At 48.2% G+C, this 16,932-nt stretch carries 10 protein-coding genes; 3 read left to right on the forward strand and 7 right to left on the reverse strand.

Going from position 1 to position 16,932, the window contains the following annotated elements; translation table 11 throughout:
• Positions 1-297: 297 nt before the first annotated feature.
• From gltB to hemE, 3 genes are all read left to right on the forward strand, one after another.
• On the forward strand, positions 298-4,755 hold the full coding sequence (gene gltB, locus EOPP23_RS03885; protein WP_153764654.1) for a glutamate synthase large subunit: 4,458 nt from the start codon (positions 298-300) through the stop codon (positions 4,753-4,755).
• 109 nt (positions 4,756-4,864) lie between these two features.
• The gene (locus EOPP23_RS03890) at positions 4,865-6,292 is read left to right on the forward strand and encodes an FAD-dependent oxidoreductase (protein WP_153764655.1); all 1,428 of its coding nucleotides are present in this window, start codon (positions 4,865-4,867) and stop codon (positions 6,290-6,292) included.
• A 170-nt stretch (positions 6,293-6,462) separates the two neighbouring features.
• Positions 6,463-7,527 carry a uroporphyrinogen decarboxylase gene (hemE, locus tag EOPP23_RS03895; protein ID WP_153764656.1) on the forward strand — a complete coding sequence of 355 codons (1,065 nt, stop codon included), beginning with the start codon at positions 6,463-6,465 and terminating at the stop codon, positions 7,525-7,527.
• 43 nt (positions 7,528-7,570) lie between these two features.
• Here hemE and EOPP23_RS03900 read toward each other — a convergent pair whose 3' ends face one another.
• The 7 genes from EOPP23_RS03900 to prmA all read right to left on the reverse strand — a co-directional run bounded on the left by EOPP23_RS03900 (position 7,571) and on the right by prmA (position 16,833).
• Positions 7,571-9,937, reverse strand: coding sequence for a response regulator (locus tag EOPP23_RS03900; RefSeq protein ID WP_153764657.1), 2,367 nt, complete (start codon positions 9,935-9,937; stop codon positions 7,571-7,573).
• Positions 9,938-10,075: 138 nt separating this feature from the next.
• A complete protein-coding gene (gene purD / locus EOPP23_RS03905; protein ID WP_153764658.1) occupies positions 10,076-11,356 on the reverse strand; it encodes a phosphoribosylamine--glycine ligase in 1,281 nt (426 codons plus the stop codon).
• Positions 11,357-11,458: 102 nt separating this feature from the next.
• On the reverse strand, positions 11,459-13,045 hold the full coding sequence (purH, locus tag EOPP23_RS03910; protein ID WP_153764659.1) for a bifunctional phosphoribosylaminoimidazolecarboxamide formyltransferase/IMP cyclohydrolase: 1,587 nt from the start codon (positions 13,043-13,045) through the stop codon (positions 11,459-11,461).
• A 199-nt stretch (positions 13,046-13,244) separates the two neighbouring features.
• The gene (gene fis / locus EOPP23_RS03915) at positions 13,245-13,544 is read right to left on the reverse strand and encodes a DNA-binding transcriptional regulator Fis (protein WP_153764660.1); all 300 of its coding nucleotides are present in this window, start codon (positions 13,542-13,544) and stop codon (positions 13,245-13,247) included.
• Complete coding sequence (gene dusB / locus EOPP23_RS03920; protein ID WP_153764661.1) at positions 13,541-14,530, reverse strand: tRNA dihydrouridine synthase DusB; 990 nt, start codon at positions 14,528-14,530, stop codon at positions 13,541-13,543. The genes fis and dusB overlap by 4 nt, the downstream gene beginning before the upstream one ends.
• Positions 14,531-14,954: 424 nt before the next feature.
• Positions 14,955-15,851, reverse strand: a complete 897-nt coding sequence (locus tag EOPP23_RS03925; protein WP_153764662.1) for a DUF3426 domain-containing protein — start codon at positions 15,849-15,851, stop codon at positions 14,955-14,957.
• A gap of 100 nt (positions 15,852-15,951) precedes the next feature.
• Entirely contained in the window at positions 15,952-16,833 is an 882-nt protein-coding gene (prmA, locus tag EOPP23_RS03930) for a 50S ribosomal protein L11 methyltransferase (protein WP_153764663.1), read from the reverse strand.
• Positions 16,834-16,932: the final 99 nt, after the last annotated feature.

The raw sequence follows: 16,932 nt of genomic DNA on the forward strand, positions 1-16,932 counted from the left end.
AACGGCGCTAACAACAATTAGCTTCCGGAGTGATGGCAGAAGGGGCGTTCTGTCAGGCAGTCAACAATTTTGGCCATCAGAGCCAGTCAGTCTAAGGGGCTGTTTGAAAAATATCTTCAATTTACTGTGACCACAGTAGGGCAGATATTTTTCAAACAGCCTCTAAGTGTGAGGGACGATTTCTGTAAAAAGAAATTCGTACTTTCAGGCGCCAAGGGCTGTGCATGCAGTGACACCAATCATCAGGATGTTCTGTCAGCAGCAGTATTAATAATAACCGGCGATGTGAGAGTGCCTATGAAAGCAGGTCTGTATAATCCTGGGGAGTTCAAGGATAACTGTGGTTTCGGGCTTATAGCCCATATGGAAGGTGATAAAAGTCATGACCTTCTAAAAACCGCGATTGAAGCGCTTACCTGCATGACCCACCGTGGTGGTATTGCCGCAGATGGTAAAACCGGTGATGGCTGCGGCCTTCTGATTCAAAAACCTGATACTTTCTTCCGTACAGTTGTTAATGAGCAGCTGGGTAAGCAGTTGCCAACAGACTATGCCGTGGCGATGGTATTTCTGAATCAGGATTCCGAAAAAGCCGCATTTGCCCGGAAAACTCTTGAGCAGCAAGTGACTGATCAGGGGCTGGATATTATCGGTTGGCGTGAAGTGCCGGTGAATCCTGACTGTCTTGGTCCAATTGCACTGGATCAACTGCCTGTGATCGAACAGCTGTTTATCGGTAGCCCTGGTGAGTTGGCTGATGTCGAGTTTACTGCTCGCCTCTATATGGCTCGCCGCCACACCAATATGATTATGGTGTCCGATGCTGATTTCTATATCTGCTCTCTGTCGTCCAGAGTAATTACCTACAAAGGTCTGATGATGCCGGTTGATCTGGCAAACTTCTATCTGGACCTGGGTGATGAGCGGTTTGAGACGTCTATCTGCGTATTCCATCAGCGCTTCTCTACCAACACCATGCCGCGCTGGAAACTGGCTCAACCTTTCCGTCTGCTGGCGCACAATGGTGAAATCAATACTATTACCGGTAATCGTAACTGGTCTCAGGCTCGTCGTAACAAGTTCAAATCAGAACTGCTGCCTGAACTGGATCAGATTGAACCGCTGGTAAATCGTACTGGTTCTGACTCCTCCAGCCTGGATAACATGTTGGAAATTCTGGTAACCGGTGGAGTTGATCTCTATCGTGCTATTCGTATGCTGGTACCACCTGCCTGGCAGAACGTAGACACGATGGACCCGAGCCTGCGTGCCTTCTACGAATACAATTCCATGCATATGGAACCATGGGATGGCCCTGCCGGTCTGGTTCTGACAGACGGGCGTCGTGCAGTCTGTGCACTGGACCGTAACGGATTGCGTCCTTCCCGCTGGGTAATGACTAAAAACGGATATCTCACTGTAGCCTCTGAAGTGGGTGTATACGACTACAAGCCTGAAGACGTAGTAGCTAAAGGTCGTGTAGGTCCGGGTGAAGTGCTGGCGATTGATGTCGAGACGGGCGAAATGCTGGAAGCTCACGACATTGATAACAGTCTGAAGAGTCGTCAGCCTTACAAAAAATGGCTGAAAGAGAATTCTTATCGCATTCGCTCCCAGTTCCGTAACGAAGATCATAGTATTGAACATCTTGATGCTGAAGCGCTGAATGTTCACCAGAAGATGTTCTCGGTGACCTTTGAAGAGCGTGATCAGGTGTTCCGTCCACTGGTTGAGTCCGGTCAGGAAGCAGTAGGTTCCATGGGTGACGATACACCAATGGCTGTATTGTCTGGCCGTGTTCGTTCTGTTTATGACTACTTCCGTCAGCAGTTTGCCCAGGTAACCAACCCGCCAATCGATCCGCTGCGTGAAGCGATTGTTATGTCGCTGGAAACCTGTCTGGGTCGTGAAAAGAATGTTTTTGAAGAGACTGCAGAGCACGCTGCTCGTGTGGTTCTCAAGTCGCCCGTGCTGTCGACCACTAAATTCCTGAACATTATTAATGCCAGCCATCCTCATAAAGAGCTGGAAGTGGCGACTATTCAGCTGAACTATAGGCCGGAAACAGGCTTGAAGGCTGCTATCGAAAATATTTGCAGTCAGGCTGAAGAAGCGGTTCGTTCTGGTAAGGTGGTGCTTCACCTGACGGATCGCAATATCGATCAGGGAATGTTGCCGGTTCATGCAGCCATGGCAACCGGTGCGGTTCATCACCACCTGATTGATGCAGGTTTGCGCTCTGATGCCAACATTCTGGTAGAAACAGCTACGGCTCGTGACTCTCACCAGTTTGCTGTCTTGCTGGGCTTTGGTGCGACTGCTGTTTATCCGTACCTGTCCTACGAAATTATTAATGATCAGATTCGCTCTGGTGAAATACTGGCTGATCCGCTGGATGCCTATAAGGCTTATCGTAAAGGCGTGGATAAAGGTCTGTTCAAGATCATGTCCAAGATGGGTATCTCTACTGCAGCTTCCTATCGTGCCGCTCAGTTGTTTGAAGCGATTGGCCTGTCGTCTGATGTCGTGAATCTCTGCTTCCGTGGTGTTCAAAGCCGTATCGAAGGTGCCGGTTTCGAGCAGTTGCAGAAAGATCAGGAGTTGTTGGCTGGCACGGCCTGGAAAAAGCGTAAGCCGATTCAACAAGGTGGTCTGCTCAAGTATGTGCACGACAGTGAGTACCATGCCTTTAACCCTGATGTTGTTCAGCAGGTTCAGAAAGCGGTTATTTCTGGTGACTACGAAGAGTTCCGTAAGTATTCCAAGCTGGTTAATGAGCGTCCGGTTGCCACACTTCGTGATTTGATGAAGCTTAAGGCTGCGCCTCAGCCCGTTGGTATGGACGAAGTTGAACCCGTATCTGCCATCGTTAAACGTTTTGACTCGGCTGCTATGAGTTTGGGAGCCCTGTCTCCGGAAGCGCACGAAGCACTGGCTGAGGCGATGAACCGTTTGGGTGGCCGCTCTAACTCCGGTGAAGGTGGTGAAGATGAAACCCGCTTCGGCACAAACCGTGTATCCAAAATCAAGCAGATTGCTTCAGGACGTTTTGGTGTAACGCCTCATTATCTGGTCAATGCCGATGTTCTGCAGATTAAGGTTGCTCAGGGTGCCAAGCCAGGCGAAGGCGGACAGCTGCCAGGTGGCAAGGTAAACAAACTTATTGCACGGCTGCGTTACTCTGTACCGGGTGTGACACTGATTTCGCCTCCGCCGCATCATGATATTTACTCCATTGAAGATCTGGCTCAGTTGATCTTTGACCTGAAGCAGGTTAACCCTGACGCACTGATCTCTGTAAAACTGGTTTCCGAGCCGGGTGTGGGTACTATCGCAGCCGGTGTTGCGAAAGCTTACGCTGACCTGATCACCATTTCCGGTTATGACGGTGGTACAGCTGCAAGCCCGTTGACGTCTATTCGTCACGCCGGTTCTCCATGGGAGTTGGGTTTGACCGAAGCTCATCAGGCGTTGCGTTCCAACGACCTGCGTAGCAAGGTTCGACTGCAGACCGATGGTGGCTTGAAGACCGGTCTTGATGTCGTTAAGGCTGCGATTCTGGGTGCGGAAAGCTACGGCTTTGGTACCACGCCGATGATTGCCATGGGTTGTAAGTATCTGAGAATCTGTCACCTGAATAACTGTGCAACCGGTGTTGCTACACAGGACCAGCATCTTCGCGATAATCACTTCAACGGTACCGTTGAGATGATTATGAACTTCTTTAATTTTGTAGCGACTGAAGTTCGCGAGTGGCTGGCCATTCTGGGCGCGAAAAGTCTGGAAGAAGTTATTGGTCGTACGGATCTGCTGGAACTGCTGCCGGGTAATACTGACAAGCAGCAAGGTCTGGATCTGACACCGATCATTCAAAATGATCAGATTCCTGCTGAGAAGCCCCATACTTGCCAGGTTGAACGCAACCCGTCTTACGACAAGGGTGAGCTGGCTGAAGTGATGGTTGAAACCTGTCTGCCAGTTATTGAGTCTGGTCAGGGTGGTGAATTCAGCTTTACCGTCGGTAACTGTGACCGCTCAATGGGCGCTCGTCTTTCCGGTGAAATTGCCAAGCGTCACGGTAATCAGGGCATGTCTGACAAGCCATTGAAACTGAACCTGACGGGTACTGCAGGTCAGAGTTTCGGCGTCTGGAATGCCGGTGGTCTGGATATGCACCTCGAAGGCGATGCCAACGATTATGTTGGTAAGGGTATGACCGGCGGTAATCTGGTAATTCGCCCACCGCAGGGCAGTGTCTTCAAGTCCAACGAAACCACTATTATTGGTAATACCTGTCTCTATGGTGCTACTGGCGGAACCATGATGGCTGCCGGTAAGGCTGGTGAGCGTCTGGGTGTACGCAACTCTGGTGCTACTGCCATTGTTGAAGGTGCCGGTGATCACTGCTGCGAGTATATGACCGGTGGTCTGGTGGTTGTTCTGGGTCAGACAGGTCATAACTTCGGCGCGGGTATGACCGGTGGTTTTGCCTATGTGCTGGATATGGATCGCAACTTTGTTGATCGCTATAACCATGAGCTGGTTGATATTCACCGTATCGATACTGAAAGCATGGAAGACTATCAATCGCACCTGATAGGCCTGCTGGGTGAGTACGTGAAGAAGACAGGCAGTGAATGGGGTCAGGAAATTCTTGAAGAATTCTATGACTACAGGGGTCGTTTCTGGCTGGTTAAGCCAAAAGCGGCAGGTTTGGACTCATTGCTGGCGAGTACACGTGGACGTCCTGAATAAGGGCTCTTCCGCCGCTTGTAGAAAAGCAGTGCTTGCAAAGGCAAATCTGATACACGGCTGCTGCCTGAGGACGGCAGCCTGACAAAAGTCAGCGAATGAGGTCAAAACAATGTCACAGTTTAACAGTCGATTAAGTAACAACTTCCAGTTTGTGGAAGTTGAAAGGAAAGACCCGAACAAAAAGCCGGTTCAGGTCCGTAAAAGTGATTTCGTAGAAATTTATGAACCGTTTAATGAAAAACAGGTGAAGTCACAGGCGCATCGTTGTCTGTCCTGCGGTAATCCTTACTGCGAATGGAAGTGCCCGGTTCATAACTATATTCCGGACTGGTTGAAGCTGGTTTCGGAAGGAAACCTGTTTGAAGCCGCAGAACTGTCTCACCAGACCAACAGCCTGCCGGAAGTCTGTGGTCGTGTATGTCCGCAGGATCGTCTCTGTGAAGGTGCCTGTACGCTGAATGATGGCTTTGGTGCTGTAACCATCGGAGCTACCGAGAAGTACATTACTGATACTGCTCTGGCTCTGGGCTGGCGTCCAGATATGTCCAATGTTGAATGGACAGATAAGAAAGTTGCCGTGATTGGTGCCGGTCCTGCGGGTCTGGGTTGTGCTGATGTTCTGGCTCGTAACGGTGTTAAGCCGGTCGTATTCGATAAAAACCCTGAAATCGGTGGCCTGCTGACCTTTGGTATTCCGGAATTCAAGTTGGAAAAGTCAGTAATGACTCGTCGTCGTGAAGTTTTCACGGAAATGGGCGTTGAATTCCAGCTGAACACTGAAATTGGTAAAGACATCACCATTGAGCAGTTGTTGGCCGATTATGATGCTGTGTTCATGGGTATGGGAACCTACACCTACATGAAGGGTGGTTTCCCGGGTGAAGACTTGCCGGGTGTTCACGAAGCTTTGCCATTTCTGATTTCCAGCGTGAATCGCAATATGGGCTTTGAAAAGAGTCCTGAAGATTTCATTGATATGAAAGGCAAGAAAGTTGTTGTCCTGGGTGGTGGTGATACCGCTATGGATTGTAACCGTACTTCCATTCGTCAGAATGCTGAAAAGGTGATTTGTGCTTACCGTCGTGACGAAGCCAACATGCCGGGCTCCCGTCGTGAAGTAGAAAATGCCCGTCAGGAAGGTGTGGACTTCTTCTTCAACCGTCAGCCAATTGAGATTGTTGGTAATGGCAAGGTTGAAGGGATTAAGGTAATTACCACTGAATTGGGTGAGCCGGATGAAAATGGTCGTCGCCGTCCAGTAGCCGTTCCTGGTAGTGAAGAAATCATTCCTGCAGACGCTGTTCTGGTTGCCTTTGGTTTTCAGCCAAACCCTGCCGACTGGTTTGGTGAGCATGGTATTGAACTGAACAGTTGGAAAGGTGTTGTTGCGCCTGAAAACGGTCAGTACAAGTTCCAGACAACCAACCCGAAAGTGTTTGCCGGTGGTGATATGGTACGAGGGTCTGACCTCGTGGTAACCGCTATCTGGGAAGGCCGCCAGGCTGCCGAGGGAATCCTCGATTATCTTGACGTGTAGCACTGTCCAACAGGGGGAGAGTCTTGTATTCTCCCCTCCTGCATAATCTGTAATCACTTATTAGCTATATTAAGCACAAACTGTCACAGCCTCTTAAGAGGCTGTCAGTGGTTACAGCGCAAATGCCTTATCGAATAAAAGTACTTCATATCAGACTTTGAGTGTTTCACATGACAGAACTGAAAAACGATCGTTTTCTGCGTGCCCTGATGAAAGAGCCTGTGGATGTAACGCCAGTATGGATGATGCGTCAGGCGGGTCGTTATTTGCCAGAGTATCGTGAAACCCGTGGGCAGGCCGGTGACTTTATGTCCCTGTGCATGAACCCTGAGCTGGCCTGTGAAGTGACGATTCAGCCTCTGGAACGTTTCCCTCTCGATGCAGCCATCCTGTTCTCGGATATTTTGACCATCCCTGATGCCATGGGTCTGGGTCTGTATTTTGAAACAGGAGAAGGTCCTAAGTTCCGTAAGCCGGTTCGTACCGCCGCTGATGTTGAGGCACTGACTGTTCCGGATCCTGAAAAAGATCTGGGTTATGTTATGGATGCTGTTCGCACCATTCGCAAAGAATTGAACGGTCGTGTGCCGCTGATTGGTTTCTCTGGCAGTCCATGGACGCTGGCAACCTATATGATTGAAGGTGGCAGCAGTAAAGATTTTCGTCGTATCAAAGGCATGATGTACGATCAACCACAGATGTTGCATCAGGTTCTGGATGTGTTGGCCCAGTCTGTTACTTCTTACCTGAATGCCCAGATCAAGGCGGGCGCGCAGGCGGTTCAGATTTTTGATACCTGGGGCGGTGTTCTGTCTCCTCAGTGCTATCAGGAATTCTCCCTGAAATATATGCAGAAAATTGCTGCCGGCCTGATCCGTGAGCACGACGGTCGCAAGGTTCCTGTCATCATGTTTACCAAGAATGGTGGGCAATGGTTAGAGTCTATGGCGGATGCTGGGGCTGATGTACTGGGTCTGGACTGGACTACTCCTATTGGTGAAGCTCGCAGTCGTGTAGGTGATAAGGTCGCTCTGCAGGGTAATATGGATCCCTCTGTGCTTTATGCCTCAGAAGCCACCATTCGTAAGGAAGTAGCTCGTATTCTTGAAAGTTATGGCCCTGGTAATGGCCATGTTTTCAACCTGGGGCACGGCATTCATCAGTTTGTTGAGCCAGAAAAGGCCGGTGTTTTTGTTCGTGCCGTGCACGAACTGTCAGCTGAATATCATTCTTGATTGTTTTTCTGTAATTCTGTTTTTGAAAAGGCCTGATATTGTTTCAGGCCTTTTCTTTTTCTATCTCGGTTTTCTTTACTGCTGTCATTAGCGCTTTTTCCAGTGTTGAGCGATTGGCTGGCTTGGTCAGGAATTGCTTGATGCCTAGCCTTTCTGCTCTCTGCTTACCTGGTGGATTTGTTGCGCCAGTCAGCATGATAATGTCAGGGAAGTTTTCAGGTTTGTTATCGTGAAGTTTTTCCACCATTTGAATGCCATTCATGCCAGGCATATGGTGATCAAGGATAATGACGTCGAAAGGTCTTCCCAGGTAGGACTCATTTCTAATCATAGCGAGGGCTGAACGACCGTCTTCTGCGTCCATGGTTTGAATGCCCATCAGGCTGCATTGTTGCATCAGTACCTGTCTGCAGGTTCTGTTGTCATCAACAATCAGGGCTTTAATAGAGTGCTCTGTAAAGCTTGGAGCCTGCTCGTGAACTGTCTGATTGTTTGACAGTGGTGAGTGTGGAACAGCAAACCAGATATGGATATTGTCTACGCCCATAAAACCTACATGAGCACCCATGGAGTGTGCCAGTTTGATAGCTATGAATAGTGGCAGACTGATGTCGGCAACTTTTTTAGCTTCACTGTAGGTATCAATGGTGTCGATATTTATTGCTGAGAGATTGTTATTATTGCTGTTGCTAAACGATATTTGAAACAGCAGGTAGCCGCTGTTTTCGATATCAAGGTTTGATGTAGAAGATGCATTAGGCAGAAGAGAGGTGTGATTCAGAGAAACCATGACTTCAGAATTTTCAACCTGGGCTAGAGACTGACTTAGAATAGCTTCCAAGATCAACGAGATGAGTCGTGTATCACCTTTGCTGTTTACCGGTACATTAGGGTGTATAAAACTAATCAGTTCAGTGTTTAATTGTTCCGTGCGGTAACGAAATTTGTCCAATGAGCTGTTCAGTAATTCACAAACATCGTAGGGAGCAGATGAGAAGTTCGTCTCATTCGCTCCCATTTTCCAGGCTTCAGAGAGTAGATTAATCAGGTTACCCAACTCTCCGCCAGCATAGCGGATAGTCTGAAGATAATTTTCCTGTCTTGGTGTCAGTTGCGTACTCATCATCAATTCTGACATACCGAGCACGCCATTCAGCGGTGTTCTCAGTTCATGACCCATCGCATCGAAGATGCTGTGATCAATGACTGTTGGCTCTGCCTCTGCCTCCGCCTCAACAGCTGGAGTAGGGGGTGTAAAATATTGCTCTGGCGGTTGGTTATTGTATTGCCATGAAAAGGCAATCAGTGTCATCACTGCAGTATGTAAAATCAGCCAGATTGCAGTGATGCTGTCGAAATCAATAAAACCGAGAATAGTGAGTGATACAAGCAGGCTTACAATATTGAAAGGACTCGTTATCCAGAAAGGCACCCTGGTATATTGACTGTTCAATGCCAGTAAGCTGCAGTACCAGGTGATCTGGGAGATGATCAGGAAAACTATCAGTGAGTTTTCCAAAGGGAAGTTAATACCTGTAAGGATCAGAGCTAAAATGACGGTTGGTGCGCAGGCGAGTACTGAAAAACCTATTTTTTGTTGTTTGTTTTTTCCTGTCAGGAGTATCCGTGCCCCTAAAGCTAGAAGCGATGAAGCAGTAAGAATACAAACGCTCATTAGTAGCTGTGGTAGCCAGCCTTCTTTGCCAATGCTGATTTGAATGAGCCCTTGCCAACTGGACAGAAATATTGGCCCAATGAGTCCTAGAGAAGCAAAAATGAGATAGATGGGGTGTCTGTGCTTCAGCCAGTTGATGATATTCCAGAAGGAAACCATCAAAAACAGAGCTAACAGCCAGCCCATTTGCCAGTCGAACTGATCTTGCTGATCGAGCAGTTGTTGAGGCGATCTCAGCATTAACAGCAGATTGTCCGTAGCTGAAGCCGGTACCCTTATCATTATCAGGCTGTCAGTCAGTGAGTGCCCCAGCAAGCTGTAAAGAACGACGTTGGTTCGTATGACACCTTCCAGCTTTTGGTAGTTGTTGTTTTTATAGAAGTAAACTTCGGGCGTAATGCCAACTTGAGGAATCAGTTTTAAAATGGGTAGAGCTGGTAGTCTGGCTTCTGATGGGATTTTAACTCTGAGCCATGCCATTCCTGATTTTTTTGAAAAGTAGAAACTTTGCTTTTGCCAGGGAGAGTAGCGAAAAAGAAACTCTGAACTATTTGCCTGCTCAACAGACAAACTTTCTGTTTGGGTAAACAATATTGAAGTGTGCTCTTCCAGATTTATAAAATCAGGAGCACTACTGTTTGCCATGCTTTGAGAAGCCGGGGCAAGAAGTAAGATCAGTAAAAAGATGAGTTGGTATGCGATGGCCATGACAGCGATGAAATTCCATTTATTCATCGAGCAGTATACCTGAACAGTTGTTCAGAAAAAGTGAATTTATCGCGCTTTTAGACGTCTGTCTCGGTATTTCAGAAAGGAAGTGCTGGTGCAGTTATTGGTACAAGCGGTTTCTTAACCACTTGTACCTTTTGCAAATTATTTTCTATTGATGGCTTTGTGGCCGATGTCGGTTCTGTAGTAAGTGTCTTGCCACTTCACCTTTGCTACTCCTTTGTACGCTTCAGTTTGAGCGTCGCTGGTGGAATCACCAAGAGCAGTAACGCATAGTACACGACCACCACTGGTTAGAATGTCATCGCCTTCTAATTGTGTGCCCGCGTGAAATACTTTACAGGTATCGCCGTTAGCCTGGTCAATACCGGAGATCTGATCTCCCTTGCGATATTCAGCGGGATAGCCACCGGCCGCCATAACGACACCTAGTGCGGTTCTTGAATCCCAGTCAGCCTGAGTAGAGTCCAGTTTACCTTTGGCGCCAGCAAGACAGAGTTCAGCAAGGCTGCTCTTCAGCCTCATCATGATGGGCTGGGTTTCCGGGTCACCAAAGCGACAGTTGTATTCCAGAACCTTTGGAGTGCCTGCAGAATCAATCATCAAGCCGGCGTACAGAAAGCCTTTATAGGTGTTGCCTTCAGCTGCCATGCCTTCAACGGTAGGAATGATCACTTCCTTCATGGCGCGATCGTGGATTTCCTGAGTCACTACAGGAGCTGGAGAGTAAGCGCCCATGCCACCAGTGTTAGGGCCTTTGTCGCCATTATCACGGGCTTTGTGGTCCTGGCTGGTTGCCAGTGGCAGAATGTTTTTGCCATCCACCATCACGATGAAACTGGCTTCTTCACCCTGCAGAAATTCTTCGACGACTACACGATGACCTGCTTCACCAAAGGCATTACCTGCCAGCATGTCGTCTATTGCAGCGAAAGCTTCTTCTTCGGTATCTGCCAGAATGACGCCTTTACCGGCAGCAAGGCCGTCAGCTTTTACGACGATAGGTGCGCCTTTCTCACGAACGTAGGCTTTAGCCGGTTCAATCTCGGTGAAGTTCTGGTAGTCAGCAGTCGGGATTTTGTGACGAGCCAGGAAGTCTTTGGTAAAAGCCTTGGAGCCTTCCAGCTGTGCTGCGGCCTGAGTTGGTCCAAAAATAGCGAGGTTTGCTGCCTCAAACTGATCGACAACGCCTGCAACCAAAGGTGCTTCCGGGCCAACGATGGTCAGATCAACATTTTCCGACTGAGCAAAGGCGACTAATTTGTCCAGTTCCAGCACACCAATATTTACGTTGGTAATGTTAGCTTCCAGCTCAGTGCCGGCATTGCCTGGTGCTACGAATACGTCCGTGACATTAGTGTCTTGAGCTGCCTTCCAGGCCAGAGCGTGTTCACGACCGCCGTTACCGATTATCAGTACTTTCATTTTTACCTGTCCCCCGGTCTGTCAGCCTGAAAGGTGGATGGTTCAGGCTGACAAACGTATTCAAACGTTAAAAAGGCACTTTGATCAAAAGTGTCAACTCAATCAGTGACGGAAGTGGCGTACACCGGTGAAGACCATGGCAATGCCCGCTTCGTTGGCTGCGTCGATGACTTCCTGGTCTCGCATAGAGCCGCCCGGCTGGATTACAGCAGTAATACCGGCACTGGCTGCGGCATCAATGCCATCACGGAACGGGAAGAAAGCGTCGGACGCCATTACAGAGCCACGAACTTCCAGGTTTTCGTCCTCTGCCTTGATGCCGGCAATTCGTGCACTGTAAACACGACTCATCTGGCCTGCGCCTACACCGATTGTTTGCTGTTTTTTGACGTAGACAATGGCGTTGGATTTCACAAACTTGCCAACTTTCCAGGCGAACAGCAGGTCGCTGAGCTCTTCTTCAGTCGGTGTTCTCTCGGTCACAACTTTCAGGTCAGCGGCAGTGGTTACTTTGATGTCGCTGTCTTGAACCAGCAGGCCGCCATTCACGCGTTTAAAGTCGAGGAAGTGCTCAGCCTGTTCTGGTAGGGCACCACAAATCAGCAGGCGGATGTTTTTCTTGTCCTGCAGAATGACTTCAGCTTCGCTGTCGACTTCAGGTGCAATGATGACTTCAACAAACTGGCGGTCAATGATGGCCTTGGCAGTAGTGGCATCGAGCTTTCGGTTAAAAGCAATGATGCCGCCGAAAGCGGATGTTGGGTCAGTCGCGTAAGCCTGGTTGTAAGCTTCGAGAATATCTGCCCCGAGAGCTACTCCACACGGATTGGCGTGCTTAACAATGACGCAGGCTGGCGTATCAAAGGACTTAACGCATTCAAGAGCAGCATCGGTGTCGGCAATGTTGTTGTACGAGAGTTCTTTGCCCTGAATCTGTCGTGAGCTGGCAACAGTACCTTCCGGTGGGTTGGCTTCAACATAGAAAGCTGCCTTCTGGTGAGGGTTCTCACCGTAACGCATATCCTGAGCTTTTTGGAACTGGCGGTTGAAAGTTCTTGGAAAGTTGTCTGCTTCTTCGTTACTGCTGACCAGAGTACCCAGATGATTGGCAATAGCACCATCGTAATGAGCAGTATGTTCGAAAGCTTTAACGGCCAAATCAAAACGGGTCTCTGTAGTCACAGAGCCGTCATGATGATCCATCTCCGACAGAATGCGCGGGTAGTCACTGGTGTTAACAACAATGGCAGTATCTCGATGATTTTTGGCCGCAGAACGAACCATGGTAGGGCCACCGATGTCGATATTCTCGATAGCCATTGGCAGGTCGCAATCTTCGCGGGCGATGGTCTGCTCAAAGGGGTAGAGGTTAACAACAACCAGATCGATAGGCCTAATGCCGTGTTCTTCCATAACCGCTTCATCAGTACCGGAACGACCCAAAATACCGCCATGAACTTTGGGGTGAAGGGTTTTAACACGACCGTCCATCATCTCCGGAAAACCGGTGTAGCTGGATATCTCAACTGCGGGAATATCGTTTTCAACCAGAAGTGCGTAGGTTCCGCCAGTGGAGAGAATTTCTACAGATCGCTGATGAAGTTCTCGAGCAAAGTCTACAATGCCGGTTTTATCCGAAACACTGATCAGGGCTCTGCGAATAGCTGGCTGGTGGACGTCGTCTGCCATTATTCCTTTCTCACTCGTTATTATTTGCTTAAAAGAAGCTGCTTAAAAACTGTTGCCTGAAAAACGGTGTGATTTTAGCTGGAATTGATTGGTTTAGCAGTAGTGGTGTGAGGGTATTTCGCAGTTTGGTAGGGGTAAGTTCAGTATTTTTAGGCCGCCTTGCTGAAATTGATCAGAAGGCGACCTTTTTGTTGCCGAATTACAGCAGGTCGTACATTTTCAGCTTTTTACGCAGAGTACCGCGATTCAGGCCAAGCAGAACAGATGCTTTGGTCTGGTTGCCTTTTACATACGTCATCACGGTTTCCAGTAGAGGTGCTTCCACTTCTGAAAGAACCATCTGATAAACATCCGTTACGTCCTGGCCATCAAGGTGGCTGAAGTAATTGTTCATGGCTCTTTCGACACTGTCTCTTAGCGTCTGGGACTCACTGGTAACTTCAGAGGTCAGAACCCGGTTGTGGGTGTGTTCTTCAGAAATAATATGCGGCGCCGTCATGCTGCAAAATCCTTGTGATGATCAAAATTTTGAAAATAGTCCTGAATGCAGTTTTTCTGTTCCTCGGCAGAGTCCAGCTTGTTGAAGCTTTTACGAACATCTGAACCTGCCGGGCTGGCCTGCAAATACCAGCCAACATGCTTTCTTGCGATACGCACACCCTGAAGTTCACCGTAGAACTCATGCAGGGCATCGAGGTGGCCGAGTAGAATGCTCTCTACTTCGGTTTTGTCCGGTTCTGGAAGCTGCTCTCCTGTTTCCAGGTAGTGATTGATCTCCCTAAAAATCCAGGGACGACCCTGAGCTGCACGACCAATCATGACCGCATCTGCGCCTGTGTGCTTCAGCACCGAAAGGGCTTTTTCTGCAGAGGTTATATCGCCATTGGCAAAGACTGGAATGGTCAGCGCTTGACATATTTCAGCAATGGTGTCGTATTCCGCATCGCCTTTGTACATGCATTGTCGTGTTCTTCCGTGAACCGCAAGAGCTGAGATACCACAATTCTCAGCCATTCTTGCGATACTCAGTCCATTCTTTTCTTCCGGGTTCCAACCTGTTCTGATTTTCAGAGTTACGGGAATATCTACGGCATTAACGACAGAAGTTAAAATTCTTTCGACCAGTTCTGGTTCTCTCATCAAAGCAGATCCTGCTGCTTTGTTACAAACCTTCTTGGCTGGGCAGCCCATATTGATATCAATAATCTGTGCGCCCATTTCCTGGTTCAGTCTGGCTGCTTCGGCCATCTGAATAGGGTCGCTGCCAGCAATCTGAACCGATCTGGGTTCAAATTCACTGGTATGGTTCATGCGCAAGCGGGATTTTCTTGTGTGCCAAAGCTTTGGGTTGCTGGTCACCATTTCTGAAACCGCAAGGCCTGCACCCATTCTCAGACAGAGTTGCCTGAAGGGGCGGTCTGTTACGCCAGCCATTGGGGCCAGAATAACGGGCTTCTCGATAATGTGTGAACCAATCTTTAACAAGGTGGAATGCCTCAATCCAGCTTTGGGAGTTGTTTATCTATTGATCAAAAAATCAACAGTTGGCTCTTGATAATACTCTTGGGTCATCTTCGACGAAAGAGGGTTTACTGTTTACTCTGGTGGTGGAATCACTTAACTCAATGATGCAAACCACCCTTAATTACATACAGCTAGTGTCTGAATATCTTTTTTTAACTACATATAGTGGCGGAACAGGTAAAAACCGCAAGGGAAGTTTATCGCATTCTGACTGCTTTTTGATCTGAGTCAAGTGACTGAATTATGCTTTTTGTTTGCCTGTTAGACGATTGTTCTGATACTGACGCAAAGTCTCTGTTTTTTTTCTGGATGGTCAGATAAAGCTGGTTTATTTTTGGAGTTGAAAGGAAAAATTTAATAAATATTTGTTTTAAAGAATAAATAATTACAGAAGGTTAAGCTGGTAGTTAACTGCGCCCTGTCCAGGGTCGACGATTTCAAGGCTGAGTCGGACGGGTTTTCCAGATGGAATTTCACTGCTGTCTGCAAGAGCGCCACCCAGATACTCGGAAGGTCTGAAGGTTCTACTGGCAACAACCTGACCATTAATATTGGAAAAAGTCAGGTTCAGCTTCGGCCATGGTTGTGAAAAAGGGGCTTCATTAATGATGATGGAATCGACCACCAAGCCTTCTGGGCGTTCAGGCATGCTTCTAACAAGAAGTTGCATGCTTTTTATAGCTTGCAGGTTTTTCAGTGTTGGCAGTTTGCAGTCCAGTAACTGGCAGGCGAATGTATAGGCTGGTCTGAGTTTCAGATTGGTTGCCAGTTGATCTTTGTTAAACCAGACATATTGAGTGGCCAGCCCAAGAAAGCCTATCGTAACTACAGCTACTAAGGCTGCTATTCGGGCTTTTGGACGATGTTCTTTTTCTTCTGTTGCCTCAAGACCCTCTGTTTCCAGATGGCTGAAAATAGAATCAAGGTTGTGTTGCGGGGCGTCCGGAAGCTTTATTGTTGTTTTGATATCTTCAAGAGCGTGCTGATTATCAGTTTCAGGTTTTGTAACGGATGACATTTCCCGTTTCAGCCTGGTTTCGGAGGCCGGTTCAGGAGAGGTTTCAGGCAATTCTACGGAAGTTTCAGTGATGACTTCTGATTGTTGCTGTTTGGTTTTTTCGGTAGCTGCTTCTGCCTCACTTTTAACCATGTGATCTCGAGCATCAAACACTTCCAGGCAGGAACCACAGCGAACTGAACCTGCAGCTGCGCGAAGCTGGGTTGACGTCACTCGAAAAGATGTCTGGCACTTTGGGCACTGGGTCAGCTGAGGACTGGTCATGAAGCTAACTCAATAATTTGTTTGATAGTATGTATTAGATCAGAGATCGGTAAATACTGTCTACTGCCTGCGCTGTGCAGGCAGTAAGAGTTAAGTGAAATTATTTTCTAATTCCGCTGACCAGAATCCAGTCCTCGGAATGAACAACCGGGTCCAGATCAAACCATTCCGAGTAGGTGCTGACAATACTTTCTGTCTGCTCGGAGAGAATGCCGGATAGGGCAATACGGCCTCCGGGTAGAAGGTATTTAGCCAGCAGTGGTGCCAGTTGAACCAGTGGTCCTGCAAGAATATTGGCAACAACAATATCAGCTGCTTCTTCAGGTGCCTGGTCCGGCAGAAAAACCTTTAGTTTTTCTGAGGCAATGTTATTGCGTTCGGAATTATCAATGGTTGCTTCCAGAGCTTGAGGATCGAGATCAACGCCAGTCAGCTGATCTGCACCCAGCAACAGTGCGGCAATAGCCAGAATGCCTGAGCCACAGCCGTAATCGATCACTTTCTTGCCATCTATATCCTGAGCTTCCAGCCACTTAAGACATAAGGCTGTGGTTGGGTGTGTGCCTGTGCCAAAGGCAAGGCCCGGGTCAAGCATCAGGTTTACTGCATCAGGATCAGGTACTTCTTTCCAGCTGGGGCATACCCACAGTCGGGAGCCGAATTGCATTGGCTCAAAGTGTGTCATCCATTCACGCTCCCAATCCTTGTCTTCAACGATCTCTACCTTATAAGTAGGGAAAGGTTGTCGTTGATAGGTTTCCTTAAGATAGGCGACTATGTCGTCCATATCAGTGTGAGCATCGTATAAACCTACGACAACGGTATGTTGCCAGAGAGGAGTGCTGCCCAGCGCCGGTTCAAACAGAGGCTGATCCTTGCCATCCTGTAGTGTTACTGCGCTGGCACCGGTTTCAAGAAGCAGGTCTTCCAGCTCTTCGGCATGATCGGAAGATGTATCGAGTTTGATTTGGATCCAGGGCATGATAACTGACTTTAAGAAAGTGGTTTGTAGAGCAGAAGGCTCTGCGGAATGGGCTTATTCTAGCTGATATTTGGTTTTGCCAACAGCGGGTGCTTTCAG

This window comes from Endozoicomonas sp. OPT23, from assembly GCF_009653635.1.
Lineage (GTDB): Bacteria > Pseudomonadota > Gammaproteobacteria > Pseudomonadales > Endozoicomonadaceae > Endozoicomonas_A.